A 26993-nucleotide genomic window follows, 5' to 3' on the forward strand; every position below is an offset into this window, starting at 1 on the left:
TTTGAACCTGTTTGCCGCGGCACTAGAAGAGGGGCACACCGCCCATAGAGGACTCGGAGGGCGTTAGTCTGCGACGGCCTCGTCCGACCCGGTCGCAGCGTTGGGGTCCTGAATCCAGAGGTCGCCGAAAAGGTCGTCCTGCTGGAGGCGGACCTGGCCGCGGTGGGCGAGAAAGAGGAGCCCGAGGAACGTCTCGACGCGGGTCCCGCCGGCGGTGTCGACCTCGCGGTACAGCACCTCCTCGCGGCCCTGGTCGTACTGCTCGCGGACGGCGTCGTGGACATCGGCGATGATGTCGTCGATGTTCTCGGCGTGAGCCGTCCCGGTCACATCCGCCGCTGACGGCTCCTCGTCCAGTCGCATGTCGTCGGCCCCGCGGTAATCCAGTTCCTGCGTCCCGCGGTCGTACCCGCTCGGGGAGTCGCTGGTGTCGTATTCCCGGGACTCCTTCCACCACGACTCCCGCTCGGCGTCCCGGAGGTCCCGAACGAGTTCGTCGAGCGTCTGTGGCATCCCACGGGCACGCCGGCGTTCGAGCCGGCGGTCCATCTCCGATTCCAGCGCGGCGAAGGGATCCGGGTCCTCGATGGGTGCGTCCTCGTGCATCGCCTGCTCCCACGGCTCGACGGGGTCCTCCTCGTCGTCGCCCTCGCCCAGCATCACGTCGCTTTTCATCCGGATCAGAACGCTCGCGTAGAACAGCGCCCGGCCCGACGTGCGCAAGTCCGCGTCGTCGATGCGCTGGAGGAACTTGTCGGTGACCCTCACCACGTCGATGTCCCAGGGGTCGATTTCGCCGTCGTCGGCGAGCTGGACCAGAACCTCGACCGGTTCGACGTCCTCGTCGTCGCTGTCGTCGTCCGAGTCGCTTTCGGGGCCGTCCTGCTCGGGAGAGGGATCATCTGAATCGGGGGATTCGCCCAGCAGCGCCGCCGCATCGCCCGACTCACCGGGCGGGTCGCGGTCCTCGTGGCCGGTAATGTTGAGTGGAATGTCATCCGCTTGACTTTCAACCCCTTCATCAGTCATCAGCCGGCACCTCCTCGTCACCGTCACCCTCACCGCTGAGATCAATCCCAGTAACCGCACTCACGTTGTCGCCCTGCATCATCACGCCGATGGCGCGCTCGGACCGCTCCAGCATGGCCGAGCGGTGCGAGACGACGACGAACTGGGCGTCGCCGGCGAGTTCGTCGACCAGTTCGCCGACGAGGTCGGCGTTGGCCGCGTCGAGGAAGGCGTCCACTTCGTCGAGCGCGTAGAACGGCGCGGGGTTGTGCCGCTGGATGGCGAAGATGAACGCCAGCGCCGTCAGCGACTTCTCGCCGCCGGACATCGCGTTCAGCCGCTGAATCGGCTTGTCGCCCGGCTGGGCCTTCATCGTCAGCCCGCCCTCGAAGGGGTCGTCCTCGTCTTCGAGGTGAAGGTGCCCGGTGCCGTTCGAGAGCCGCTCGAAGATGTTCTGGAACTGGTCGTTGATCTCCGTGAACGACTCCATGAACGTCTCCTTCTTGCGGGCCTCATAGGTATCGATGCGGTCGCGGATGCCGTCGGCCTCCTCGACCAGCGTCGCCTTTTTGTCTTCGAGTTCCTGCAGGTCGTCGTTGACGCGGTCGTACTCCTCGATGGCGCGCATGTTGACCGGCTCCAGTTTCTCCATCTCCGTTTCCAGCCGGTCAATCTCCTGCTCGACCGTCTCGTGGTCGGGCACGTCCTCGGGGTCGTAGTCGCCGACCTGCGCTTCGAGTTCATCGATTTCCCACTCCAGACGCTCCTGAGTTTCCTGCTCAGATTCGAGGTCGCGCTCGATTTCGGAGACCGCGGCCTGTTGCTCGTCCCGGGCCTCCTTGGCCTCCCCCAGGTCGTCTTTCAGGTCCTCACGTTCGGACTTGAGTTCGGACAGTTCCTCTTCGAGGTCGGCGACGGCCTGCTCTTTCTCGGCTTTCAGCTCCTGTTTCTCGGTGACTTTCGCTTCGAGGTCGTCGATACGCTCCTCGTGTTCGGCCTTGCGGTTCTGGGCCGCCTCGATGTCGTCGTGGAGGTCCTCGATGGCGTCCTCGGCGTACTGCTTTTCGAGTTCGTACTCGTTGAGTTCGGCGTCGAGTTCGCCCTGGCGGTCTTCGAGCCCGTCGATGTCGTCCTTGATGGACTCACGCTGGTCCGTCAGGTCCGGCAGTTCCGAGTCCTCAACCTCGGCTTCTAGCTCGTCGATATCGCGCTGGAGCGCGTCGATCTCCTCGGTCTTTTCCTCGATGTCGGCCTCCAGGTCGTCCATCTGGTCGGCCACGTCTTCGCGTTCCGCGGCGATGTCTTCGAGGTCGGCTTCCAGCTGATCGATGCGGTCACGGGTGTCTTCCAGTTTGCTCTGCTTGCGTTCGATGCTCGTCTCGATGTCGCGGAGCTGCTCGGTCGCGTCGGACTCGCGGTCGCGGGCGTCGTCGAGGCGCTCCTCCACGTCCCGGAGGTCCTCACGCACGTCCGCACGCTCGTCTTCGAGTTCGTTGATGCGCGTGGCGACACGTTCGAGCTTGCCCGCGCCGCCCGAAAAGGAGTAGCGTGTGCCCGAGGAGGAGCCGCCGGTCATCGCCCCGGACTTCTCGACGAGGTCGCCGTCGAGCGTGACCATCCGGTAGTCGCCCATCAGGTCGCGAGCGGTGTCCATGCTGTCGACGACGACGGTGTCACCGAGCACGTACGAGAAGATGCCCGCGTACTCGCGGTCGAAGTCGACGAGGTTGTACGCGAAGTCGATGACGCCGTCAGCGCTGGGCAGCGATCCCAGCGAGCGGTTCTGCATCTGTGTGATCGGGAGGAACGTCGCCCGGCCGGCGCTGCGTGATTTGAGGTACTCGATACAGCGCTGACCAACGCTGTCGTCGTCGACGACGACGTGTGCGAGCCGCCCGCCAGCCGCCGTCTCACAGGCCGTGGCGTACTCGGGGTCAACGCCACCCAGTTGGCCGACGGTACCGTGAACGCCGTCCTGACCGGCGTTGAGAATCGCTGTCACGGCACGCCCGTACGAGGAGTCCCCGTCCTCGCCGGCTTTCGCCTCTAGCTGGGCGTACTCCTGCTGTTTCGCGCTGATTTCGTCTTCGAGTTCGTCCAGGTCCGACTGGAGTTCCCGCTTCTCGGCCCGGAGGTCGTCGACGACCTCGCCGATGGTGGCCTTGTTCTGCTTTGCTTTCTCCAGTTCCGTCTCTAAGTCCTCGATATCGGCTTCGAGGTCTGGAATCTCGGCTTCCGCGTCTTCGATGGCTTCACGCTTCTCGTCCTCGGCGTTCGAGCGCCGGCGGGCCTCGTCGAGCAGGCGGTCCTGCTCGCGCTGGAGGTCGTTTTTCTCGCTTTTGAGCGTCTCCAGCCGCGAGCGCTTCTCCTCCAGTTCGTCCTTGACCTCCTGGAACTCCTCGCCGACCTCGTCGATGCGCTGCTGGACCTCCGCGAGTTCGGACTCCTTCTCGGCAATGTCGGCTTTGACGTTGGATTTGGCGACCTTCGTCTCGCGGATGTCGCTTTCGAGGTCGTCGATGGTCTCCTGCTTGCGGTCGATCTGGACGAACGCCTGCCGGCGCTCGTTCTCGGCGGCCTCGACGGTCTCCTCGGCGGACTCGACCTTGTCCTCCAGACGGGAGATGTCGCCTTTGATCTCCTCGATCTCGCGCTTGATGGCGAGCTGTTCGTCCTCGCCTTTGCGCTCGATTTCCTGGTTGAGTTCGTGGAGCTCGTCTTCCAGTCGGATGACCGCACCCTGGCGCTCGTCGAGTTCCGTCTGGAGTTCGGTGAGTTCGCTTTCGAGTTCGTCGATGGACTCCTCAACGGCTGTCAGTTCCTCGCGCTTGTCTTCGAGTTCGGCAGCCTTGCGGTACCCCTCGTACTCCTCTTTCTCGTCACGGAGGTCCTGATACTTGAGCGCCGTCTCCCGTTCGTCTTCAAGTTGATCAAGACGCTCCTGTTTCTCCTCGATGCGGAGCTCGGCCTCGTCGATGCGCTCTTGCACGACCTCCAGTTCGTCGAAGGCGTCGGCCTTCTTTGCGTCGAACTGGGCGACGCCGGCGATCTCGTCGATGATCTCCCGACGGGAGCCGGCGGTCATATTGATGATCTCGGTCACGTCGCCCTGCATGACGACGTTATAGCCTTCGGGAGTGACGCCGGCCTGGGCGAGGAGGTCCTGAATGTCCGAGAGGTTGACCGAACGGCCGTTGATGTAGTAATAGGAGTAGTAGTTGTCTTCGGTCTCCTTGACCCGGCGCTTGATGGCGATCTCGTCCACGTCGCCCACGTCCTCGGTGCCGGCGGCGTTGACGACCTGTGAACGTGACAGCGTCCGGTCGTCGTTTGCCAGAATCACCTCGACACTGGCCTGCCGTTCGCCGTCGTACTCGGCGTCTTCGTCGGCGTGGCCGGGGTTGTAGATGAGGTCAGTGAGTTTCTCGGCGCGGATACCCGAGGTGCGAGCGAGTCCGAGCGCGAACAAAATTGCGTCGATGATGTTGGACTTGCCCGAGCCGTTCGGGCCGCTAATAGTAGTGAAATCTTCGTAGAACGGGATTCGGGTCTTGCGTCCGAAGCTCTTGAAATTGTCGAGGACGAGCTCTTTGATATGCATGCGGTGGTGTGGCCGACAGCCCTACGCGACGATGATGTCGGACTCCGAGTCCTCCTCGGTCTCCGACGCGGCCTCGGCTTCCTCCCTGTTATCAACCTCGTCGGTATCCTCGGTGTTAGGTGTGTCGGCCTCCGTCGGGGTGGCGGCCGATTCCTCCGAGTCGGACTCGTCAGCGCTGAATCCGTTGTCTTCGTCGACGCTGGCTTCGAGTTCCCGGATGCGGACCTTGCATTCGACGAGTTCGTCGGTCAGTCCTTCGACCGACGCTTCCAGTTCTCTGACGCGCGTTTCGAGTTCCTCGACTCGGTTGCCGCACATATCCGTAACCCAGCCATTGTGGACACTTATACCTACGTCAGACATTGGCAGTCCGAGTGATACGTCCGCTCCGAAGGGCCGAGTCCGTCCCGACACTGTACAGGGTCGTTAGCCTTTAGCCACGCGCCACCGAATCCCGGACAATGACTGCGCAAGCGTCCGAAGCCCGCGAACTCGCGGCCGTCATCGGGCTGGAGGTCCACGTCCAGCTCGAGACGGAGACGAAGATCTTCTGTGGCTGTTCGACCGATGTGGCCGATTCCGAACCCAACACCCACACCTGCCCGGTGTGTCTGGGACTACCCGGCGCGCTCCCGGTCGTCAACGAGGGGGCGGTCGAGGCCGCCGTGAAGGTCGGCAAGGCCATCGACGCCGATATTCCGGAGGAAACCACCTTCCACCGGAAGAACTACTACTACCCCGACCTCCCAAAGAACTTCCAGATCACGCAGTATGACTCGCCCATCTGCCAGGACGGGGAGCTGGAATTCTCCGTCGAGAGCGAGCGCCGCAGCGTCGACATCCGCCGGGCACACCTCGAAGAGGACCCCGGGTCAATCAAGCACGTCCGCGAGGGCTCGGGTCCGCTTGAGTCCCGGACCTGTTCCATCGAGCGCGCGGACTACACGCTCATCGACTACAACCGCGCCGGGACGCCGCTGATGGAGATCGTCACGGAGCCGGACTTCCGCGCGCCGGGCGAAGTCCGGTCGTTCCTCGAAAAGCTGGAGGAGGTACTGGAGTATCTGGGCGTGTTCGACGCGACGCGGGACGGCAGCCTCCGCATCGACGCGAACCTCTCCATGGTCGACGCCAGCGAGGTGGACGACGACGGTGACATCGACGAATCCGTCCTCGAAGACGCCAACCGCACCGAGGTCAAGAACATCTCCAGTCACAAGGGCGCGGAACAGGCGCTCTCCTTCGAGGCTTCCCGCCAGCGGAAGCTCATCCAGTCGGGCCGCGCCGTCGAGCAGGAGACCCGCCACTTCAACGAGACCCACGGCAACACGGTGTCGATGCGCTCCAAAGAAGAGGAGAAAGACTACCGCTACTTCCGGGAGGCCGACCTGCCGCCGCTTCGCGTGAGCCACTGGAAGGACGAGGTCCCGATTCCGGAACTCCCCGACGCCCGCCGCGAGCGGTTCGTCGCGGAGTACGGCCTCAGCGAGGAAGCCGCCTCGAAGCTCACGAGCACGAAGCAGGTGGCGGACTTCTTCGAGGACGTGGCCGAGCGCTTCGACGCCGACCTCGCTGCGACCTGGGTCGCCGACAATCTACTCGGCGAACTGAACTACCGCGACATGGCCATCACCGATATCGACGACCGCTTCGACGAAGTGACCCGGCTCGTCGAACTCGTCGCCGAGGACGATATCACGGCGAAAAACGCGCACGAGACCGTGCTCCGGGAGATGCTCGACACGGGTGACGGCCCCGACGCTGTCGTCGACCGCGAAGGGCTTGGCAAGACCTCCGGCGACGAGGTCCAGCAGGCTGTCGTGGAAGCCATCGACGAAAACCCCGACGCCGTCGAGGACTACCACAGCGGCGAGGACGGCGCAATCAACTTCCTCGTCGGGCAGGTCATGCAAAAGACCGGCGGGAGCGCCGACCCCGGCGACGTGAACGGGCTGCTTCGCGAGGAGTTGGAGAGCTAAGACAGCGTCCTACGCGGCCTGCGCGGCACAGTGGTGAGTTGTCACAGTCACCGCTGTGGCCAGTCGGCTGGCAGTTCATCAGCGTGGTTCTCGAGCAGGTCGAGCATCGGTTCGATTTCGTCGAATCGCTGGCCCCGAGATACTTCATCGGCCGCTCGGTCCCAGTCGATGTATGCCAGACTGGCCAGCCGCGGCAGGTCGTCGTGGCGGAGTTCGGTTTCGGTGTTTCTGGCCCCGGCACTTCTGGGCAGAAAGTCGACAATCGGCCGTGGACTACTCTGTTTTACCATAAACAGAATCATTCGTCGACGGCGGGTAAACAACGCCTCGAACACCCGGTCCATCCCTGGGTCCCATATCACATCCGGGATAGAGGTTTCCATCCTGTAACAAGAGACATACTATTGATGATAAATGTCACGATACCGCCGTTTCCTTGCCGAATCGATCCTGAATCGTACAGGTGGATTTGATTTGAGAGGCCGGCCCGATAGCCGCTACGCTGAGCTGCGTGCTACGATTCGCTCGACGCGTTCGACTCGACGCTCTCGCGCCGCTCGCCCGGGATGATCGCGGGGTCCTTCCACAGCAGCGTGACGAATATCGCAGCGGCGAGGGCTTCGAGGGTCTTGATAGCTGATTCGGTCGGTTCAGTGTTGAAATGGTCTAGTATCAGCAACGCGGTACTCCCGCCGTGGTGTCCGCCGCCACCGGACGACGGTGCAGAGAACCCCTCGACGAGGAAGGCACCGTGTCCAGTAGCGTGCCAGAACACCCAGCCGGCGATGGACGCGATCATGAGGAGCGTCCCGGCGATGTAGGCGTTCCGCAGGCCGATGACGCCCCGGGTGATGAGATACGGGCCGGCGAACAACACCGCGGCGAAGGCCACAAACAAGAAGGGCCGAGGGTCCGGCGGGAGGCCTCGTCCGAAGAGTCCCTCGATCGCCTGCGCGTAGATGATGCTTCGCGGGAGTCCCCACCAGAGGTGAAACGCCGCCGTCGCGAAGACGAGTGCGGCGGCGGTTCCGCGGAGGAGTTTGGTCGTCCGGCGATCCATACCGGCAGTCGGGGTGGCAGTGGCAAGAGTGCATCGAAGTGATAAGTGCCGCCGGTCACGGCGGCAGTGCGGGACCGCTACCGAGTGGTAAGAGGCTACCTCCGCGCGAGCGCGAGCGGCCCCGCAAGCGCCCGCACACCCGCGCTGTCGCCTGATTTTCCCGAAAGCCTTTAGAACAACTGACTCCGTAGCGACGAGTAATGACAGAGACAGGTGGTGTCCCATGCGGCTGATTATCACCGAGAAAGACAACGCCGCCCGCCGCATCGCGGAGATCCTCTCCGAGGGGAGCGCGTCCGCGAGCAGGCAAAACGGCGTCAACGTCTATCGGTGGGGGAACACCCGCGTCGTCGGCCTCTCCGGGCACGTCGTCGGCGTCGACTTCCCCGAGGAGTACAACGACTGGCGCGACGTGGAGCCGGTCGAACTCATCGACGCTGACGTGACGAAGGAGCCGACCCAGGAGAACATCGTCACGACGCTGAAGCAACTGGCCCGGGAGGCCGACGAGGCCACCATCGCGACTGACTACGACCGCGAAGGGGAACTCATCGGCAAGGAGGCCTACGAACTCATCCGCGAGGAGACCGACGCGCCCGTCGACCGCGTCCGTTTCTCCTCGATCACCGAGCGGGAGGTCCGGGACGCCTTCGCCAACCCCGACGACATCGACTTCGACCTGGCGGCCGCGGGCGAGGCCCGCCAGATTATCGACCTCGTGTGGGGCGCGGCGCTGACGCGGTTCCTCTCGCTGTCGGCCCGACAGCTGGGCGACGACTTCATTTCCGTTGGTCGGGTCCAGTCGCCGACGCTGAAGCTCATCGTCGACCGCGAGCGCGAGATCCAGGCCTTCGACCCCGAGGATTACTGGGAGATCTTCGCCGACCTCCAGAAGAACGGCTCGGGCTTCGAGGCCCAGTACTTCTACGACGACGACGGGAAGGAGGCCGAGCGGGTCTGGGTCGAGGACGACGCCGACGACGCCTACGCCGACCTGACGGGCGTCAACGCGGCGACGGTCACGAGCGTCCGCCGCCGAACCCGCACCGACAGCCCGCCGACGCCGTTCAACACCACCGCCTTCATCTCCGCCGCCAGTTCGCTGGGCTACTCCGCCCAGCAGGCGATGTCTATCGCCGAGGAACTGTACACCACCGGCTACATCACCTACCCGCGAACGGACAACACGGTCTACCCGGACGACCTCGAAGAGGACGCCCTGCTCGATGAGTTCGTCGGAGCCGGACACTTCGGCGAGGACGCCGAGAAGCTGCTGGAGCAAGACGACATCACCGCGACCGAGGGCGACGAGGAGACCACCGACCACCCGCCCATTCACCCGACGGGAGAGATTCCGCCGAAGGTCGACCTCTCGGACGACGAGTGGGAGATCTACGAACTGGTCGTCCGGCGCTTCTTCGCGACGGTCGCCGAGGCCGCGACGTGGGAGCACCTCCGCGTCGTCGCCGACGCCGGCGGCCGCTCGCTGAAGGCCAACGGCAAGCGCCTGGTCGAACCGGGCTACCACGAGGTGTACCCCTACTCCAGCGCCAGCGAGAACCACGTCCCCGACGTGGAGGAGGGCGAGGAACTGGCCATCTCCGAGGTCCGGATGGAGGCCAAGCAGACCCAGCCGCCGCGCCGCTACGGCCAATCACGGCTCATCCAGACCATGGAGGACAAGGGGTTGGGGACGAAGTCGACCCGCCACAACTCAATCGAAAAACTATACGACAGAGGCTATATCGAGGGCGACCCGCCCCGGCCGACGACGCTGGCGATGGCCGTCGTCGAGGCCGCCGAGGAGTTCGCCGACCACGTCGTCAGCGACGAGATGACCGCCCAGTTAGAGGCGGACATGACCGCCATCGCCAACGGCGAGGCAACGCTCGACGACGTGGCCGACGAGTCCCGCGAGATGCTCAAACGGGTGTTCGATGAACTGCGTGATTCCCGCGAGGAGATCGGCGAGCACCTCCAGGAGTCGCTGAAGGCCGACAAGACGCTCGGTCCCTGTCCGAAGTGCGGCGAGGACATGCTCGTCCGGCGCTCGCGTCAGGGGTCGTACTTCGTCGGCTGTGACGGCTTCCCCGAGTGTCGCAACACGCTCCCGCTGCCCTCTTCGGGCGAACCGCAAGTGCTCGAAGACCACTGCGAGGAGCACGACATGCACCACGTCAAGATGCTCGCCGGCCGGGACACCTTCGTCCACGGCTGTCCCCGCTGTGAGGCCGAGAAGGCCGACGAGAGCGAGGACGAAGTGATTGGGCCGTGTCCTGATTGTGGCGACGAGCACGACGGAGAGTTGGCCATCAAACACCTCCGCTCGGGCTCCCGGCTCGTCGGCTGTACGCGCTACCCCGAGTGTGACTACTCGCTGCCGCTGCCCCGCAACGGCGACATCTCGGTGACCGACGCCTTCTGCGAGGAGCACGACCTGCCGGAGCTGGTCATCGACGCCGACAGCGACGACCCCTGGGAGCTTGGCTGCCCCATCTGCAACTACGAGGAGTACCAGGCCCGCACGGCCGTCGAAGACCTAGAGGACCTGAACGGCATCGGCTCGGCGACCGCGGAGAAGCTCGGCGACGCCGGGGTCGACTCGCTGGCGGCGCTCCGGGAGGCCGACCCCGACACCATCGCTACCGAAGTTCAGGGCGTCAGCGCCACGCAGGTCCGGGAGTGGCAGGACGAACTGGAAGCCTGAGATACTACGGTCGCGTTTCGATAGTCGGGAACGAGAGGCGAACACGGTTCGCTGGCGGCGACCCGCCCAGTTCGAGTCGCCCGTTCATGCTTTGAATAGTCCACTGCGCAACCCACAGCCGGAGGGTCCGCGCGTGTGCAAGCGAGCGCTCGATGTCGTTGTCGAACGCAGTCATCGTCGCCTCTGAGACGAACCCCTCGTCGGCGACGACTTCGACCGTTCCCGTCTTGTACTGTTCGTCAGCCTCGACCCGGACTTCGACTGTGGGGGCAGAGAGATTGGTCGCAGCGCACGCAATCACTTCCCGGACGCTCGTCTGGACAGTCGCGTCAGCGGCAGTGGCGTCCGGCGGTCCAGTGTCGACAGTGACCGAGAGGTCGGCATACTCGTGCCGGGCATCGGTGACGCCAGCCTCAACGGTAGCGTTTAGGTTTGCCGGCTCCTGCTCTCGGGCATCGAGGGTCCGGTCGACGTGCCGTGCGTTCTCCGAAAGCGAAGACAGGCGCTCCGCCGCCGTAGCGATGGTGTCGAGATGGTCTACAGCCGCTGCGTCGAACAGGCCTTGCGCTTCGAGCCATTCCAGCCGACCGCTGATGACGTTCAGTTCGTTCCGAAGATTGTGCCGGAGCACTCGGTTCACAACTGAGAGGCGTTCCTCTCGGCGCTCGACGTCGTCGCGGAATCGGTGGATATCGCGCGTTTGCTCCAGGAGGAGCGCTGCGTTTGAGAGTGGTGCGCCGTACTCAATGGCCTCCTTCGGCGGGGTGTAGTATGGGTTTGTACAGAGTGTCTCGCGGTAAATAATGGCCTCGTGCGTCTGTAACGCTTTGCCGATATCCTCGCCGGTAAACTGTTCCAGGCTGTACTGACAGAGCGCCGTGACTGGCAGGTCCGGGTGGGCTTCGTCAAACCGGTGTTCGAACTCGATGACATCCTCAAAGCTGCAGTCGAGGTCAAGCGACCAACTATTCTCACCAGCCGCACGGAGTCCGCTATATCCGTCTGCGACAGCATCGGCAGCTAAGTCACGGAACTCGTCGACGCTTTCCTTCGGGTCAAATACCCCGTTTGAATAAATCTTGGCGGAGTCAACTAACACCAGCTGGTCATCGGCTTGCAGCGAATCAACGTCGAGTCCGGCGTCGGAGAGCGCCGTCGCGATTGTTGCCGTCTCGTTTTCATCGGCGATGTAAATCACCTGTTCATCCTGTTGGATGCCGCGGGCGACAAATGTCGTGACGACGCGTATCTGTTCTGCATGTGTCCGGTAAAACAGAGCGAGGTGGCGAGGCAACTCAGTCGTCGCAAATTGGGTCTGGAGCTGTCGACGCCTGTCAGCTGGCGACGAGTCCGGGGTGTCTGGGTCACCCGTCGAGGACTCTGACATAACTACGTCTACGCGGTGAAGCGTCCTTATTCTTCGGTACAGGGTACAACCTGCAAAGCCGGATGGACAGCTGCCGGCAGTCGCTCAGTCTGCCGAAATACTCCCAAGGGTGAATGGAAACTGATGTTTATTTTCCGGCGTAGAACAGGATAGTAACAGTGAGTGTGGCTACGAGACGAAGGTTACGCCGCCACACACCGGGCACTCGACCGCTTCGGCAGTCTCGACAGTTATCTCGTCGACAGCGCCGTAGACGACTGCGTGTCTCATCGGCTCCGGAATCTGGCGCTCACAGAGCGGGCACTCGACGACGCCGGCCCGGAGTCGGTCCCGGTCGATGCTGTGGCCGCCGGTCACAACTGGAGGTGGGACGTGGAACTCGGGCCGTCGTCGTCGATGCCACCCTCGTGGGCGAACGCGTAGTCGTCGTCGGTGAGGAACACGTCGCCGTGGGTCTCCGATATCTCGACCCCGGGGAGCGTCGTCCCAGCGGCGTCGCCGTTGTCACAGCCGCCGTCGCAGGCATCGAACAGCGAACCGTGTCGGGGGCAGATGAGCTGGTCGTCCCGCATCGGGACACCTCGTCCGGTGTCGAACCGCTGTGCTTCGTGCGTACATCGGTTCACCCACGCCTCGACGCCGTCGTCACAGGGGACGAGAACGACCTCTTCGAGGTCGCCGTAAGGGTCTTCCGCGGTGAACAGCCATGACCCGTCTTCGTGGACCGTCTCGACTGTCGTAAGTCGCTGCACGACTGGCGCGTTAGGTTGCCGCCGGTATCAGCGTTCCCGTCGCACGCCTCCCGCTGTCTGCGTCACTCACCGGTCTCCGCGGCGATGAGACGGACCAGTGCAGTAACGAACACCGCGAACAGTCGCCAGACCAGCACGCAACTGACCACGAGCACGCCGAGGACGATGGCGACCAGCCAGAGGAGGAGGCCGAACTGCAACTCGGTGAGCAGCCCCACGACCAGTCCGACGACGAACCCGCCGACGAAGAGGCCGCCGGCACCCTTGAGACAGCGGCGCTGCCAGCGGTCGAACGCCAGCGTGTCCTCGGCCCCCAGAAGCGATGGCAAGGCGATACCGAGCCCGGCACCGCCAAGCGCGAGGACGAAGAAGACGCTGCCGAACAGATACGAGAGTCCGCGGACGAAGCTGTCACCGGACGACGACGCTGTCGGCATCGTCGAGAGGGAGTACAACACTGCCACCGTCACGGCAGCGCCCGTGAGAACGAGCACACCTCGGATGGCAGTGACGATGTACCGGCGCTTGTCCGCTGTCATCGTCTGACGATTGTAACATAACCGTCATAAATCTTCGGAGACATATATATCCGGAGCCGACGCCAGTCGGACTGTCCGATCGGGCTGTCAGCGTGACCCACTGTGATACGTGTATCCGAAGCGGTTATACGGCCACGCGCAAGTCTGGCAGGTATGAGCGACTGGGCGGACTGGGACCACATCGTGAAGATAGACCCCGACAAGACGCTGGTCGACGGAGAGACCTTCGAAGACGTCGCGGCGACGGGGACCGACGCCATCGAAGTCGGCGGGACCACCGGAATGACAGAGGAGAAGATGAAGCGGGTCGTCGACGCCTGCGGGAAACACGACATCCCCGTGTACATCGAGCCGTCTAATCCCGCGTCGGTCGTCCACAGCGACCGTCACGACGGCTATCTCATCCCGGTCGTGATGAATGCTGGCGACGTGGCCTGGATCACTGGCGCGCACAAGGAGTGGATACGCATCGACGACGATATCGACTGGTCGCGGACCTTCACCGAGGCCTACATCGTGATGAATCCGGAAGCGTCGGTGGCGTCCTACACGCAGGCCAACTGCGACCTCGACGCGGACGACGTGGCCGCCTACGCCGAAGCCGCCGAACACCTCCTCGGGCAGGAAATCGTCTACGTCGAGTACTCGGGGATGCTCGGCGACACCGACATCGTCGCCGCCGCCGCGGACATCCTCGACGACGCCACGCTGTTCTACGGCGGTGGCATCCACGACTACGAATCCGCCCGCACGATGGCACAGCACGCCGACACCATCGTTGTCGGCGACCTCGTCCACGACGAAGGTGTCGACGCGGTGCGAGAGACGGTGAAAGGCGCGAAAGACGCGACGGCGACGGTCCGGTAGCTAGAACGCCAGCCGTTCGAGCAGTCGGCCGACGACGCCGTCGGGGTGACGTTTCGTGTCCACTTCAATCGACGCGTGGTCGCTGTCCTGAATTGCTGACTGCGTAGACCCGTCGTCGTTTGACGTACGAGCCGCGAGCCCACCGTTGTTCGCGTGTATCAGGAGCGTTCTGTCGCTGTCAGCCGCGTCTATCGCCGCTGAAAACTCCTGTCGGTCGACGAAGGTCCGCTCCGTCGGCACGTCACAGAGGTCCAGCAGATCGTCGTGGTACGCTTCGAGTTGCTGGCGTTCCTCCGCGGACTGGCGCTCGTCGAGCGGGTAGAGGAACTGGAGGTCGGCTCCGGTCTCCGTCGCGACGGCGTTGCCGACGCGGACTTTCAGCGGGTCGTACGGGCCGCGGGTGGTGACAAGCGTGATCGTCTCCAGCGCGTCAAGCGGCTGTGCGTCGACGGCGATAGTGTCACAGTCGGCCTGTTTCCGGATGCGGTCGATACTGTCACCCAGTAGCGAGTCTTCGAACGACGCACCGCGTTCCACCAGTAGCACATCGACGCCACGCTCGTCGACGGCGTTGGCGACGGCCCGCTCGGGATGGTGGCTCACGAGTTCGCCGTATTCGACAGGAACATCGAACTCAGCCGCCAGCGTGTCGGTCCGGCACTCGAACTCGAGGTCGTCGTGAGACTGGACGCCGGAGGCGTAATCGAGGGGCTGCTGGTCGGGTACTTCGTCGAACTGGACGATAGAGAGACTGCTACCGTTGGGTGTGAGCGCGGCCCCGACTTCCAGCAGTGTCGCTTCGCTCCGTCGCGAGGACCCTTCGGGAAGCGCGACGAGCACGGCAGTCTCCGCCGTCTCGTCGAGTGTCTCTTCGGTCCGGTCGAGCGCGCGGTCGCCGATGCTCCGGCGGACGGACTCCTTGATCGCGCCCTCTCTGGTGACCCGCGGCCGGACGTAGCCCAGATACCAGACGACGCTGCCGACGACGATACCGACGGCCCCGACGATCGCGATGAGGCCCATCTGCGTCAGCAGGGCGAAGCCGGTTATGGTGCCGAATATCGGCGTCCACGGGTACAGCGGCACCTCGAAGGAAGGGTCGTAGTCGGGGGCGTCGCTCTCGCGGAAGCCGATGAGCGCGACGTTAATGAGCGCGAAGACGAGAATCTTGAACGCGCTCGCGAGCTTCGCGATCTCCAGGATCGGGACGAAGAGGATGAGCAGCAACATCACGCCGCCGGTCAGCGTAATCGCGGTCACCGGCGTCCCGAACCGGTCGCTGACCGTGCTGAACAGGTCGGGTGCGAGGCCGTCACGGCTCATGGCGAACGGGTACCGCGACGAGGAGAGGATGCCGGCGTTGGCCGTGCTGACCAGCGCCAGAATCGCCGCGAGAACGACGGCCGCGACGCCAGCAGTTCCCAGCGTCGCCTCGGCCGCGTCCGCGATGGGCGTCGTGCTCCCGGCGAGTTGGTCGAGCGGGATGACGCCGACGACGACGGCGACGACGAGGACGTACAGCAGTGTGGTGAAGCCAAGCGAGCCGAGCATCCCGAGCGGGATGACGCGGTCCGGGTCTTCGACTTCTTCGGCGACAGAGGCTATCTTCGTCACGCCCGCGAAAGAGACGAACACGAGGCCGGTCGCGGCGAAGATGCCGCTCGCGCCGTACTCCCACATCCCGCCGTAACTCGCGGTGTTGACCGCCGGACCGCCGCCGGCGACGAACCAGCCGATCGCCACGAGCATCACCGCGACGATGCCGATCTGGAGTCGCCCGGTCTGTTCCGCGCCGAGGATGTTGACGAGGACGAGAACGACGGCGAGCGTGATTGCAACCGGACGGATCGGCAGGTCGAACAGAAGGACGAGGTACGGCACGCCGCCGACGAGCGCGAGCGCGCCCTTGAACGAGAGTGAGAACCACGTTCCGAGTCCCGAAACTGTGCCAAGCAGCGGCCCCATCGACCGCTCGATGTAGACGTACGTACCGCCGGCCTCCGGCATGGCCGTCGCCATCTCGGCCTTGCTGAGTGCGGCGGGCAGCACGAGCACGCCCGCGAGGAGGTAGGCAGCGATGATGCCGGCCCCGGCGTCTTTCACCGCCAGCGCCGGCAGGATGAAGATACCACTGCCGACCATCGCGCCGATGGATATCGCTACCACTGACAGCAGTCCGAGGTCGCGTTCCAGATCCTTGGCCATGGTTACGCGGTTTCCGGCGTCCGGAGCGATGTTTCGACGGAGCGTTCCAGTTCCGTCGCCAGAACGCGTGAGCCACAGATCACCGTCGAGCCAGCCGACTCGAACGCCGGCCGGTTCTGTGGGTCGTTGAGCACGACGACCACGGTTTCGACATCGAACTGTGTCCGAAGCAGTTGTGTCACGAGGAACGCCCCGTGGTCCGTCTGCATCGATACCAGAGCGACATCGGTCGTTTGGGCCCCGGCGTCCTGAAGAACAGTACGCTCCCGCCCGTCACCGACTACCACGCGGGTGTCGTCGGGCGTTTGCCCGGCAACGCCGTCGTGGTCGGTGACGAGACAGGCATCGATGCCTCGGTCTAACGCCGTTACTACCTCAGACCCGACGTGACGGTCGCTGATGACCAGCACCGACGGGGGGTCGATGTCGTCGTCCACTCGTTCGCGGAGTCCGGTAAGAGATACCATGAGTTCTTAGGGGCCGGAGTTACCCGACCGGTATCCACCCATTGGTTCCGGAAGCCGATAAATATCTAGGAGGTGATTCCGATTCCGGACTATTATAGATATATAATCACCTTTCGGAAGATTATACTATTTAGACTCACCCTCGGTATCGTCGTGCCCGAACTGGTGGAACGGCCGGGTGTACTCGTTCCGAATAAGGTCCTCGTCGACGACCTCCAGTCCGATATCGTTGAGGTCCCTGCCGATTCGGCTCAGGTCGTTCCCGTCGGTTCCGACCACCTCGACGTGGACGTTGTCGGCCCCGGTCATGACCTCCCGGATGGCAACGACGCCGGACACGTCGAGCGCCCGCTGTGCGACCTCCTCGCGCTCGTGGATCGGTGCCGTACAGACGATAAGCGTATGGAGCTGGTACCCCGCGGCCTCGTAATCGACATCGACATCGTAGCCGGCGATAACGCCGGCCTCTTCGAGCTTTGTGATGCGATTCCGAACAGTTCGTGCGGAGACGTCAAGCGATTCAGCGATCTCACTCGCCGACGTGTGTCTCGCATCCTGCTGGAGCGCGTAGATGATGTTCCGGTCCAGATCGTCGATAGGGTACTCCGCGTCGGCCATGTCGATTGTTTCGGCGGCTACCAGTACAAAGGTTCAGGATATTGTCCCGACGCCTTGGTATCGCCCGACTGTCCTCGACACTCCGCTGTGGTTCGCCAGCAACACAGGGACTCGCTATGTGGATTCGAGGCACAGACGCCGCTGTGTCTCAGGGAAGCACCGACTGTTCGGTGAGTGTCACGGATACTGACGGGTGGTACGCGACCCAGTCCGCATCCTCGTCCGTGCGGTAGGAGAGGGGGACTTCGTCAAAGTAGCCCTGCAACGTGTACGTGCCGGCAGTTGAAACCCGCCGCCCGATGAGTTCGTACTGCCGCTCGATGGATTCACCAGCCTCCAGCGTTCCGGTGAGTGGGGCGTTGTCTTTGTTCGCTCCGTTTGGCCGTATCTCGACGGTATCTACCTCCGCATACTCGTCAGTCAGTAGTAAGATGTCGAGTGACCCCGAATCGCCTGCTGAAACCAGTCCTAACACCCCGAGTGGCCAGACGCCGGTGTTCTTGATGCTGAGGTCCTGTGTCCCAGTGTTTCGGAGGGTTATGTCCAGCCGACCGGGGCTTTCGATCTCGATATCCCGGTCAACGACTGTCACGTCGAGTGCGAGCGGGTGCGAATCATCTTCGGTTTCAACGCTGGAGATAGTGTACTCGGTATCGCCGAGACAGCCGGCGAGACCGGACAGCGCTGCTGTCGACACAGCCAGATACTGGCGGCGGTTCATGCGTCCACCGCCTCGGCGTGATCGGAGCCGTCAGTCAGTGTCATGAAGATGTCTTCGACTGTCGCGTCAGACGAAAGGTCACAGGTGTCCCGGAGCGCCGGCAGGGCCCCTTCGACAATGAGGTCCCCTTCATAGAGGATCCCGACACGGTCACAGACCAGATCGACCTGCCCGAGGACGTGACTGGAGAAGAACACCGTCGCACCGCGTTCGGACTCGGCTTCGACAACATCTCGCACCAGCGCGACGCCGTGGGGGTCGAGCCCGGTGAACGGCTCGTCGAGAATCAGGAGGTCCGGCTCCCCGACGAGACTCATCGCGAGTGCCAACCGCTGTTCCATCCCCTGTGAGAACTCGCCAGCGGGTCTTTCGATAGCGTCGGCCAGTCCAACGCGCTCGAGCAGTGCTCGCGGGTCGTCGTCCGTACGCTTCGTATCGATCACCAGTTCGAGGTGCCGCCGCGCAGACAGCGACGCATACGTCTCGAAGCGGTCGGGACAGATACCGACACGCTGGTGGCAGGCGACGACATCGTTCCACGGGTCGTGGCCGAGAACGCGGGCCGTTCCCGACGTTGGTTTGATGTAGTCCATCAGTAGATTGATCGTGGTCGACTTGCCGGCACCGTTCGGGCCGAGGAAGCCGTACACCTCGCCCTGTGCAACGGTCATGTTCAGCGCATCGAGCGCAACAGTCTCGCCGTACTGCTTCGAAAGCCCGTCGGTCTCGATTGCCGGCGGTGTCATGCGAGGTCACCTCGCTTGAACCGATAGCCGGCCAGTGCCAGCGGGACGACACCCCAGAAAAGCAGTACGACGAGGGCGAGCGATTCGTGAAGGTAGACCGGAACTGGCTGTCCACTAAAGGCTGCATCAACGACGTACTCGTTGGTTGAGATACCGGGATACAGGACGTCGATGACTGACGTGTACTGGCCACCGGAGTTCGCCAGTCCGAGTATCCAGTTCGTTACAGTTCGGTACGCTCGACCTGGCGAAAGCCGAAGTATAGCGAACAACAGACCGTCAGCCGGCGGTTCGAGCGGATTGACTGCGTTGCCGGTCACAGCCAGGTAGAGACGGACACCAACGATTTTCCACCCCAGTGTCAGCAGCAGAAAGAAACCGCCGAAGAGTACGCTGGTGACACGGACTGTGCTGGTCGTGGCTGCCGATGCCGCTGTTGCGACTGACACGAGCACAACGATGTACAGCACTGTCACCAGAAACACGCCGATGAAACGTAACGGGGAGAACAGCCCGAACTTGACACCGCCAATCACGCCGAGAATAACTGTTGCGAGGGTAAACGGGAGCACAGCCCCGACGCTCCGACCGAAGACCTTGCCGATGAGAATATCAGTTCGCGTGAGGGGCAGTCCAAGCAGGAATTTCAAACTGCCCGACGTGCGCTCCTGAATAATCGACCGATACGTGAGTAACAGGACACCCAGCGGGAGGAGAAACGACCCGGCCACCTGAACGAAGCCAACCGTGACGTTCGGGCCAAGCACGTCCCAACTCTGGTAGGTGGGACCATACCCCCAGACGACGAGCAGGGGCGCAAGTATCCAGGTTCCTTTCGATTTGAGTAACGCGACTGCCTCTTTCCGTGCGACGGGAAACCATCGGGGGAGGGCCATGTTGGCGGGTTTGAAAGTGTATCATATAAAACACACTGTCAACGGCTACTCTGTTTACACGGCACCGAGCTATCGCTTCGGCCGGACCTGATCATCAATGGCGTCTTGTCCCGAGACCAACCGCGTCCGAGAGGGACCTGCGCCCTCGCCTCGAAAGACTGTTCTTAAGTTAGGCCCACAAGAACCAACGTCCATGGAAAACCGAACCTACACGGCGGACGCAACGCCGGGTGACACGGTCACCGTCGCCGGCTGGGTCCACGAGATCCGAGACCTCGGTGGTATTGCCTTCCTTATCCTTCGAGACACCACCGGAAAGATTCAGGTCAAGTTCGAGAAAGACGAGATGGACGACGACCTCGTGGAGACGGGGCTGAACGTCCAGCGCGAGTCGGTCATCTCGGTCACCGGCGACGTCGAGGAGGAGCCGCGCGCACCGACCGGCGTCGAAGTCACGCCAGAGTCGGTCGACGTCATCTCCGAGGCCGACCCCGAACTGCCGCTCGACCCCTCGGGCAAGGTCGACGCCGAACTCCCGACCCGCCTTGACAACCGCACGCTCGACCTCCGCAAGGACGAAGTGAAGGCCATCTTCGAGATCCGCGCGGAAGTCCTCCGCTCCGTTCGCGAGGCGTTCCGCGACCTCAACTGCACGGAGATCAACACGCCGAAGATCGTCGCTACGGGGACCGAGGGCGGCACCGAGCTGTTCCCGATCACCTACTTCGGGCAGGAAGCGTTCATGAACCAGAGCCCGCAGCTGTTCAAGCAGCTGATGGTCGGCTCCGGCCTCGAACGCGTCTTCGAGATCGGTCCGATCTTCCGTGCCGAGGAGCACAACACGCCGCGACACCTCAACGAGGCGACCTCCATCGACTTCGAGTCAGCGTTCTACGACCACACCGAAGCGATGGACGCCTGCGAACACGTCGTCCGGTCCGCCTACGAGGGCGTCGCCGAGAACTGTCAGGACGAGCTGGAAGCGCTCGGCCTCGAAGACGAGTTCGCGGCTCCCGAGGGCGACTTCCCGCGACTCACCTACGAGGACGCCCTGGACCGCATCAACGCCACCGGCGAACTCGACGAGCCGCTGGTGTGGGGCGACGACCTCTCGACGGAGGCCGAGCACGTCCTCGGGCAGGAAGTCGGCGAGCACTACTTCATCACCGACTGGCCCAGCGAGATCAAGCCGTTCTACATCAAGGACCACGACGACGACGAGGAGGTCTCGACGGGCTTCGACATGATGCACCCGTCGATGGAACTGGTCTCTGGCGGCCAGCGTGAGCACCGCTTCGACCACCTCGTCGAAGGGTTCGAGCAGCAAGGCCTGGACCCGGAAGCCTTCGAGTACTACACCAAGATGTTCAAGTACGGCATGCCGCCCCACGCCGGCTGGGGCCTCGGCGGCGAGCGCCTCATCATGACGATGCTCGGGCTGGAGAACATCCGGGAAGCGGTGCTGTTCCCGCGAGACCGACAGCGTCTGTCGCCGTAGGCGACGACGCGACTGTTGAGCGGGAGCTTGTGAGGCGAGCGGAGCAAGTCTCACAGTGTTCCCGCGAGATCGTCAGCGTCTGAGCCCGTAGGAAGCGAGGTTCTGACTGCAGGGAAGACCCTCGAAATCGCGAGCAGAGCGGGACCGAAGGTCCCGCAGGCAGTCGGGCGGTACCACCGCCCGACGACGGGGAGGAACGACCCGTGAGCGGCGAGACCTGAGAGCCAGCGGGACGAACGCAGTGAGTCCCGCAGGACCGACAGCGAATCTCTCCATAGGAACCTCGAAACAGCGAGCGCGAGCGTAGCGATACGCGAGCGCACTGTCTCGCAGCGGTTTGAGTTCGGCAAGTCTTGAGGGATAGCCGCGGATCGACACACTCTATCGGACCGACACGAGGACGGGAGTACGACCCGTCCCCAACTATGCGTTCGACGCCGCCTGTTTCAGAATCTGTGGTGCGACCACAACCTCGAGCGCGGCGATACCGAGTGCGACGTACCGTATCGTTCCCTCAAGCAAGAGGAACGCGACAGCCGCGACGACCGTGGCGCTGACCAGTGGGATACCGTAGCGAAGGGCTGGGTTTTCGAAAGGGGAGGGCATACAGACTAGTCGCTTGGCCGACATAACTTATCTTTTCTGCATTTGCTACTGTGCGGGCAGGGATGGAGAACGGTCAAAATATAGCTGCGGGGACGCAGGCAGGACGAATACTGCTCACGTCTCGATACGCTACTCAGTCGTCTGCGGGCGCAGCGCCGCCGGAGCCGATGCTCGCCCCGGACCCCGAGACGGTGCCTTCGTTAGCGGCGACCCAGCGCAGGAGCAGGAACGCGAAGACGTACTTCGCGAGGATGTCCAGCCCGGAGTAGCCCCACGAGGTGACGCCGACGCTCAGGAGGGCCACCCCTTCGGAGCCCAGCGCCCACAGAATCGGGTAGCCGAGCCACAGCACGACTGTCAAGAGCTTGAGCGTCCCGAATATCTCGCTCGTCCCGGCGGCCTCCGCATCGGCCGGCCACTGGACGAGCAGGACGTACAGCACCGCGACGAAGAACGCGCAGCTGATGCCGTAGAACACCCAGCGCAGCAGGTGCGAGGAGGTGATCAGCGCGGCGGCGAGGCCGGTCACGCACATGCCGATGTCCATCGTAATTGCGGTGAACAGCGACGCGATATCGGTGTCGGCCAACAGGCCCAGCGCCAGGAGAATCATCGGCGTCGAGAGCGTCCACGTCAGGTAGCGGCCCCACGGTGACAGGACTTCCTGCCCGGCGAGAGCGTGGCCCGGCGGCATCTGCAGGAAGCCGACCGTCAGGCCCGAGGCCAAACCGGCGTAACTGGAGATCGAGACCAGCGGAACCAGCATCGTCGCAACCCAGATGAGTTTGGCGCGAGGCGACTCGATATCCCGACCCATCGCGACGAACAGGAGGATGACCACGCCCGCCAGCGCGATGTTCACCCAGAGCGATGAGTTCAGGAGGAAATTCGACTGTATCTCCTGGAGCACATCTGACTGTGTCGCCTGGAGTACTGTCGTTGCAGTGGTACTGGCAGCTGTCATACATTCAATATACGAAAGGACCACTTAAGACCGTATGGCCAAACGGTATCGGTATTCGGTTTATATTCAGACTTCGGAAAGGAACGCTCACTCCGCGAGAATGATATGAAAAACGGCCAACAGCTAACCGCTCCGGGCAAGCATCACTCAGGAAACAGTTCTTTTTCGCGTTCGATGGCTTCGATGCGCGCAATTTCGGCGTCGGTCAGTTCCAGGTCGGCAGCGGCGAGGTTGGCTTCGAGATGGGGTCGGGAGGACGCCTTCGGGATTGTGACGACGTTCTCGTAGCTGGTCACCCAGGCGATGCTGACGGCGGCCGGCGACGTGTCGTGCTGGTCCGCGATGTCGACGACAGTCGGCTCCTCGAACACGCGACCGCCCGCCAGCGGTGCGTACGCGACCAGCGGGTAGCCGTGTTTCTGGGCGTCAGCGAGCAGTGGTTCGCGCCAGAATAGCGGATGGAACTCGACTTGGTGTGCAGCAATTCCATCGAGGTGCTCGCGCGCAACAGTCAACTGGTCCGGCTCGAAGTTCGAGAGCCCGACGTGCTCGGTCAGTCCCGCCTCGCGCACGGACTCGACAGCGGGCAGCGTCGTTTCTGGGTCGTAGTCGCCACGCGGGCGGTGGACGTACAGGAGGTCGACGGTGTCGAGACCGAGTCGGTCGAGGCTGGCTTCCGTGCTCGGACGGACAGCGGTCGGCTCAAGGGCGTCGATCCAGAGTTTCGTCGCGACAGTCAGGTCAGCCCGATCGGTGTCGGCGGTGGCGATGCCTGCACCCACAGTACTCTCGTTATCGTAGATCTGAGCGGTGTCGAGGTGGCGGTAGCCACAGTCGATGGCTGTCCGAACGACAGCCTCGTCCTCGATACCCATCGTGCCGAGTCCGACTGGCGGGAGGTCCATGCTCCGGCGTTCGGACCCCCGTTAAAAAGGAGTAGCGGCTCCGACAGGCCACAGCCCCCCAGATGCGGCCCGCCGGTCGGTTAGAAGTCGGTCCGCTGCGTGACAGCTTCCGCGTGGTTAGCCCACTTTTCTACGGTCGGGGACCCCCAGTACTTCACTGCGCCGCTTCGCTCGTCGTAGTCGATGAGCCCGATCCGATGGAGGACTGGCAGGTGCTCCTCTTCGAGCTGCGTTCGGATCGTCGAGGGTGACGTATCTGTTGCGTCGACCGTGCTCGTCTCCCCATGCTCCGATATTGCCGAGGCTAGCGCCGTGACGTCAGCGGCCGTCTGGTCACCGCTCGCGAAGTAGTGACAGACGGCACGGCGTCGCCAATCAGCCAAAACCTCGAACACGTCGTCTACATCCGCCGTAGACAGCGTTCTGTCCGACGGCGTCATCCCACACCACTGGTCACTCTGAGACCCTCCATTCCTTTGGTTACTCATTTACGCGCATTAAATTAATGGCCCCAATATTATTAACTCTGTACCTAGACGGCTAGGTACCCGTCGAACGCGCTGGCTGTAATTGCCAACAGCGTCACCGGCGCGTATCACTGCATATCGAACACAGCGTCGATGAGATTCCGCTGCGCTCGCCGGAGATGCTGATGGAGCGTCGGTGATGCGATACTGAGCCTCTCTGCCAGTTGCTCGGCGTTCGTATCTCGGGGCCAGGCGTAGTAGCCCGTCAGGAAGGCCGTGCGGAGGACTTCCTTCTGGCGGTCAGTCAGGTGGTTGCGTGGGTCCGTTTCGGTGTCAAGTATGTCGTCTGTCCGGTCGCACTCCTGCTTTGCCGTCAGCGTGCTGTCAGGCACCCGGTCGGAGACTGCGTCCCGTATCGCCCGGGAGTCGGCATCCGGCGGGGCCTCGACAGTAATAGAGAGCGCCCCGTCGTCGGCAACCACAGTCCGGCAGCGGGCACCGACATCGAGAAGCAGCGATTGGACGGTTTCTGTAACCTGCAACTCGATAACGCCGCTGGAATCGTCTGCACGGACGACCCGCGAACCGAGAATCTCCGTCTGAGAACAGAGATGCGCAGAGACTGCATCGGGCGGCCCTTCGTCGACGGAGACATAGAGGAGATGCGTCGGCTCGGTATCGACAGATTCGACGACCTCGATTCGGCATCCGTACGCATTCGCTGCCGAGACAAGGGGTATGTCGGAACATTCCGATTCGAATGTCAGTTCGAGCGTGGTATCGTCAGACAGGAGTTGCCTGTTCTGGACCGCGGCGAGCGTGTACCCGACCATCTTGCCGAGGACAGCGAAACTGTCAGCTATTCGGCCGCCGAACGCCGCTGGCTGGTCGGCGTACACGCAGAGAACGCCGTGGACGGTGTTTCCCTGAACCAGTGGAATCGCTGCGGCGGACTTGAACCCCTGCTCGCGAGCAGCGGCCCCACACTGCTTGAATTCGGACGGGTCGCCGCAGTCCTGTATCGTCTGGACCGCACCTGTCACGAGGGCTGTTTCACACAGCACTTGGTCGTTCCCGTCACTAACGATGAGTTCGTCGAGAACGTCACTATTGTCGCCGGCTACCGTTTTCGGCACGAGTCTATCGTCCGCGCCGGCTCGCTCACCGATCCACGCTAGCTCACAGAGGTCCGATTCGACAATGCGCTCACACACTGTCTCTGCAGTCTCGTGGCGAGTCGCGGCACCACCCAAAGCGTGAATGAGATCCTGTATGAGCATGTTGACCCCGTTGAGTGTCGCCAGTTCGTCGCGCTGTCGTTCGATCGCATCCTGACGTTTCCGCTCTTCGGTGATGTCCTGATGGATCCCGACGGCCCTGATCGCCTCGCCGTCGTCGTTCCACTCGAACACCTTCCCGATGTCCCGGATCCATCGCCAGTCCCCGTCTTTTGTCCGCATCCGGAACTCGCTCTGATACAGATCGGTCTCCCCGGACTTCAGTTCCGCGAGCGCCTGTTCCACTCGGTTGAGGTCGTCTGGATGGACGAGGTCGGCCCACGTCTCGTAGTGTGGCTCCAGTTCGTTCGTGGTGTAGCCGAGCATCCCGGTCCAGCGCTCGTCGAAGGTGACATCGTTGGTTTTGGGGTTCCAGTCCCAGACGCCGAGTTCCGCGCCTTCGAGCGCGAGATTCAATCGCTCAGTCATCTCCTGATACTCCCGCTCGCGGTTACAGCGCTCCGTGATGTCCCGAGCGACGCCGATCAACCCGCTGTAGTTGCCGGCTTCGTCGTGAATCAGCGTATAGTTGATCGACACCTCCCGTTCGGTACCGTCTTTCCGATAGAACGTCAGATCGGCAGTCGTGCTCTCCTTCTCAGGCGTTTCGAGCAGCGTTTCCACAGTCGCCTGCCCCTTCGACAGTTCACCGGGGGCCAGCACTGTCGAGGCGTGTTCGCCACACAGTTCGTCCGGCTCGTACCCGAGGTTCGCCGCGAACGACTCGTTACAGAAGTCGATGACACCCCGTTCGTCGAGCGTGTAGAGGCCGTCCTGTGCCTGCTCGACGAGGAGATCCAGCAGCGCCGTGCGGGCATCACGCCGGGCGGTTTCGGTGATGTCTCGCAGTAGGACGAGCGTGAGTCCCCCTGCGGCGTCCGGTAGCTCGTGCCCGTGTCGAAGGAGGTACTGGTCGCGGTCGCTACCCGGAACCCGGACCGCAACCGGTTCGGTCGGGGCGTCCCGGAGTCGCTGTAGCTGTCGACGGCCGCCGGGCGTGTCGGGGAGTGCCGTCCGCATGGCGTCGTAAAAGCCCTCGACCCGGCGGGTATCGTCGAGGCGGTCAACGAACGTCGACACCGAGTCGCTCGACCAGTGTACCGTTCCGTCATCCGCCAGTAGGACAGCGATTTCGTTCGCTTCAGCGCGCGATTCGATTCCGGACAGCGCATCTCGGAGCGCGGACTCGGTCCGATCGGCCGACGCCGACACGACGCTGACAATCTTCTCCGCCAGAAACGTCGGCTGTCCGTCCCCCTGTTTCCTGACGACCGTCTCTGCATCGTCGAAGACAGTCGCAGCGCTGTCCGGGGCAGTGGCGTCGGTGTAGAGGACGACCGGGTAGCGGTCGTTCGACACCAGTGGGGCCGGGATATCGCCCAGTCCAGTCGGGTCGAGGACGAGACAGGAGACCGCTGTCGACGCGGCAGCTTCCAACGCGGCATCCGTCGTTGCCACGCTCGTCACCGTCATCTCGGCGCTGTGATCCGCCAGAACCTCGTGTATCTGCTCTCGTGCCGTCGCGTCGGAGTCGAGATACACGACTTCGATGTCTCGACTGGCAGCGCCGGTCTGTCTCGCTCCCGCAAACGCGACATCGTCGAGGCCATTCCCAATCATCGCCCTGGTATGCTGTTCAACCACTTTACTGAGGCATAATAACTGTTCGGCGGCCACAGCGCGTAGTGTTCAGATAAGGATTGAAGAGTGAGGCACGGCGGTT

At 63.1% G+C, this 26993-nt stretch carries 24 protein-coding genes; 4 read left to right on the forward strand and 20 right to left on the reverse strand.

Features of this window, described 5'->3' with window-relative positions; all coding sequences use genetic code 11:
* Window positions 1-63: 63 nt before the first annotated feature.
* The 3 genes from AV929_RS06075 to AV929_RS06085 are packed head-to-tail and all read right to left on the reverse strand — an operon-like array spanning window position 64 to window position 4927.
* The gene (locus AV929_RS06075; RefSeq protein ID WP_064287721.1) at window positions 64-1029 is read right to left on the reverse strand and encodes a ScpA family protein; all 966 of its coding nucleotides are present in this window, start codon (window positions 1027-1029) and stop codon (window positions 64-66) included.
* The gene (gene smc / locus AV929_RS06080) at window positions 1022-4609 is read right to left on the reverse strand and encodes a chromosome segregation protein SMC (RefSeq protein ID WP_064287722.1); all 3588 of its coding nucleotides are present in this window, start codon (window positions 4607-4609) and stop codon (window positions 1022-1024) included. Before smc ends, AV929_RS06075 begins: the two co-directional genes overlap by 8 nt.
* A gap of 21 nt (window positions 4610-4630) precedes the next feature.
* A complete protein-coding gene (locus AV929_RS06085) occupies window positions 4631-4927 on the reverse strand; it encodes a hypothetical protein (protein ID WP_064287723.1) in 297 nt (98 codons plus the stop codon).
* Between the two features lie 143 nt (window positions 4928-5070).
* Here AV929_RS06085 and gatB point away from each other — a divergent pair, with 143 nt between their 5' ends.
* Entirely contained in the window at window positions 5071-6588 is a 1518-nt protein-coding gene (gene gatB / locus AV929_RS06090) for an Asp-tRNA(Asn)/Glu-tRNA(Gln) amidotransferase subunit GatB (RefSeq protein WP_064287724.1), read from the forward strand.
* Between the two features lie 47 nt (window positions 6589-6635).
* Here the strand turns inward: gatB and AV929_RS06095 are convergent, their stop codons facing one another.
* Complete coding sequence (locus AV929_RS06095) at window positions 6636-6932, reverse strand: hypothetical protein (protein WP_008312747.1); 297 nt, start codon at window positions 6930-6932, stop codon at window positions 6636-6638.
* A gap of 170 nt (window positions 6933-7102) precedes the next feature.
* A complete protein-coding gene (locus AV929_RS06100) occupies window positions 7103-7648 on the reverse strand; it encodes a hypothetical protein (RefSeq protein WP_014040903.1) in 546 nt (181 codons plus the stop codon).
* A gap of 223 nt (window positions 7649-7871) precedes the next feature.
* Between AV929_RS06100 and AV929_RS06105 the strand changes: the two genes are divergently transcribed.
* The gene (locus tag AV929_RS06105; protein WP_064287725.1) at window positions 7872-10355 is read left to right on the forward strand and encodes a DNA topoisomerase I; all 2484 of its coding nucleotides are present in this window, start codon (window positions 7872-7874) and stop codon (window positions 10353-10355) included.
* Window positions 10356-10359: 4 nt separating this feature from the next.
* Here AV929_RS06105 and AV929_RS06110 read toward each other — a convergent pair whose 3' ends face one another.
* From AV929_RS06110 to AV929_RS06125, 4 genes are all read right to left on the reverse strand, one after another.
* Window positions 10360-11742 (reverse strand): MEDS domain-containing protein, encoded by a 1383-nt coding sequence (locus AV929_RS06110; RefSeq protein WP_064287726.1) that lies wholly within the window; start codon window positions 11740-11742, stop codon window positions 10360-10362.
* Window positions 11743-11910: 168 nt separating this feature from the next.
* Window positions 11911-12099, reverse strand: a complete 189-nt coding sequence (locus AV929_RS06115) for a hypothetical protein (protein ID WP_064287727.1) — start codon at window positions 12097-12099, stop codon at window positions 11911-11913.
* Window positions 12096-12494, reverse strand: coding sequence for a Rieske 2Fe-2S domain-containing protein (locus AV929_RS06120; protein ID WP_064287728.1), 399 nt, complete (start codon window positions 12492-12494; stop codon window positions 12096-12098). The genes AV929_RS06115 and AV929_RS06120 overlap by 4 nt, the downstream gene beginning before the upstream one ends.
* Window positions 12495-12556: 62 nt before the next feature.
* Window positions 12557-13033, reverse strand: a complete 477-nt coding sequence (locus AV929_RS06125) for a hypothetical protein (protein WP_064287729.1) — start codon at window positions 13031-13033, stop codon at window positions 12557-12559.
* 153 nt (window positions 13034-13186) lie between these two features.
* Between AV929_RS06125 and AV929_RS06130 the strand changes: the two genes are divergently transcribed.
* Complete coding sequence (locus AV929_RS06130) at window positions 13187-13900, forward strand: phosphoglycerol geranylgeranyltransferase (RefSeq protein ID WP_064287730.1); 714 nt, start codon at window positions 13187-13189, stop codon at window positions 13898-13900.
* On the opposite strand, the gene AV929_RS06135 is transcribed toward AV929_RS06130, so the two are convergent.
* From AV929_RS06135 to AV929_RS06160, 6 genes are all read right to left on the reverse strand, one after another.
* Complete coding sequence (locus tag AV929_RS06135) at window positions 13901-16105, reverse strand: APC family permease (protein WP_064287731.1); 2205 nt, start codon at window positions 16103-16105, stop codon at window positions 13901-13903.
* Between the two features lie 2 nt (window positions 16106-16107).
* Window positions 16108-16542, reverse strand: coding sequence for an NAD-binding protein (locus AV929_RS06140; RefSeq protein ID WP_230458845.1), 435 nt, complete (start codon window positions 16540-16542; stop codon window positions 16108-16110).
* Between the two features lie 156 nt (window positions 16543-16698).
* Complete coding sequence (locus tag AV929_RS06145; RefSeq protein WP_014040911.1) at window positions 16699-17190, reverse strand: Lrp/AsnC family transcriptional regulator; 492 nt, start codon at window positions 17188-17190, stop codon at window positions 16699-16701.
* Between the two features lie 148 nt (window positions 17191-17338).
* Entirely contained in the window at window positions 17339-17911 is a 573-nt protein-coding gene (locus AV929_RS06150; protein WP_014040912.1) for a hypothetical protein, read from the reverse strand.
* Window positions 17908-18657, reverse strand: a complete 750-nt coding sequence (locus AV929_RS06155) for an ABC transporter ATP-binding protein (protein ID WP_064287732.1) — start codon at window positions 18655-18657, stop codon at window positions 17908-17910. Before AV929_RS06155 ends, AV929_RS06150 begins: the two co-directional genes overlap by 4 nt.
* Window positions 18654-19553, reverse strand: coding sequence for an ABC transporter permease subunit (locus tag AV929_RS06160; protein WP_064287733.1), 900 nt, complete (start codon window positions 19551-19553; stop codon window positions 18654-18656). Before AV929_RS06160 ends, AV929_RS06155 begins: the two co-directional genes overlap by 4 nt.
* 193 nt (window positions 19554-19746) lie before the next feature.
* Between AV929_RS06160 and aspS the strand changes: the two genes are divergently transcribed.
* The gene (gene aspS / locus AV929_RS06165; RefSeq protein ID WP_014040915.1) at window positions 19747-21051 is read left to right on the forward strand and encodes an aspartate--tRNA(Asn) ligase; all 1305 of its coding nucleotides are present in this window, start codon (window positions 19747-19749) and stop codon (window positions 21049-21051) included.
* Between the two features lie 423 nt (window positions 21052-21474).
* Here aspS and AV929_RS06170 read toward each other — a convergent pair whose 3' ends face one another.
* The 5 genes from AV929_RS06170 to AV929_RS06190 form a co-directional block, all read right to left on the reverse strand.
* Entirely contained in the window at window positions 21475-21657 is a 183-nt protein-coding gene (locus AV929_RS06170) for a hypothetical protein (RefSeq protein ID WP_064287734.1), read from the reverse strand.
* Window positions 21658-21790: 133 nt separating this feature from the next.
* Window positions 21791-22621, reverse strand: a complete 831-nt coding sequence (gene hop, locus AV929_RS06175) for a halorhodopsin (RefSeq protein ID WP_044951950.1) — start codon at window positions 22619-22621, stop codon at window positions 21791-21793.
* Between the two features lie 143 nt (window positions 22622-22764).
* Window positions 22765-23526, reverse strand: a complete 762-nt coding sequence (locus AV929_RS06180; RefSeq protein WP_050036865.1) for an aldo/keto reductase — start codon at window positions 23524-23526, stop codon at window positions 22765-22767.
* Between the two features lie 80 nt (window positions 23527-23606).
* Window positions 23607-23966: a hypothetical protein gene (locus tag AV929_RS06185; RefSeq protein WP_014040919.1), complete on the reverse strand. Its 360-nt coding sequence runs from the start codon at window positions 23964-23966 to the stop codon at window positions 23607-23609.
* Window positions 23967-24121: 155 nt separating this feature from the next.
* Window positions 24122-26890: a PAS domain S-box protein gene (locus AV929_RS06190; protein ID WP_064287735.1), complete on the reverse strand. Its 2769-nt coding sequence runs from the start codon at window positions 26888-26890 to the stop codon at window positions 24122-24124.
* Between the last annotated feature and the right edge of the window lie 103 nt (window positions 26891-26993).

This window comes from Haloarcula sp. K1 (assembly GCF_001647155.1).
Taxonomy (GTDB): domain Archaea; phylum Halobacteriota; class Halobacteria; order Halobacteriales; family Haloarculaceae; genus Haloarcula; species Haloarcula hispanica.